The organism is Pseudoalteromonas sp. AWM4_233 (assembly GCF_056158285.1).
Map to the genome: position 1 here is coordinate 1 of NZ_JBSWSZ010000057.1, position 656 is coordinate 656.

Sequence of the window (656 nt, forward strand, 5' to 3'; positions counted from 1 at the left end):
CACCATCTTCGTTAGCGTCACCGGTTAGATTCACCTCTTACACAGCACCTGCCGAATATCGTCGCAGCAAGGTTATAGCCCTGCCAGTCTGTCTCGCCTGATTTGCCGTCTAGCCACTGGGCTTTAATTTGCTGGCCAATCGCAAATGCCTGTTTGTCATATTGCCAGCTTTGTTCCAACCCAAGACGCAACCAGCGTTCGTCTTGGTTTCCTAAGCCTGTGTCTAGTTCACTCGCATGTACGGCAGCATGGCCAGTCAATGACAGCATATTTTGGCGATAGCTATGGCTAACCTGCGCACTAAGCCCTGTTTGTTGCAGCGTATGCGGTGCAATTACAGCGAGTTCTGCCCCACGACTTTGCGCTGCGGTATCTAGTTCAAATGAAAACGCCTTTGCCTGCCACTCGGTATTACCTTGTTGCATTTTTACATCGGCAAAACCACCAACTAGGGTGCTGTCGCCCAAGCTTTTGCTTAGCCCTACATGCCAACTGACTTCTTCTAAAAAGTCAGAGCCTTTTACTCCTAGGTGTAGCACTTCAGTACTGGCACTGTAATACTGCGAGCCCAAGGTCATGGATGCACTATGATCCCACTTATCATAGGGTTTACTTTAGGTGCTGTGTAAGAGGTGAATCTAACCGTCGTTAACCTT

General features: G+C 48.9%; 1 protein-coding gene. It reads right to left on the minus strand.

What is annotated here, in order from left to right; translation table 11 throughout:
- Positions 1 to 17 precede the first annotated feature (17 nt).
- Positions 18 to 578: a hypothetical protein gene (locus tag ACXAC4_RS19785; protein WP_475164909.1), complete on the minus strand. Its 561-nt coding sequence runs from the start codon at positions 576 to 578 to the stop codon at positions 18 to 20.
- Between the last annotated feature and the right edge of the window lie 78 nt (positions 579 to 656).

Bases quoted from the DNA above. Each gene is read 5' to 3' on its own strand.
- ACXAC4_RS19785 (WP_475164909.1), bottom strand. From the start codon at position 578: ATGACCTTGGGCTCGCAGTATTACAGTGCCAGTACTGAAGTGCTACAC.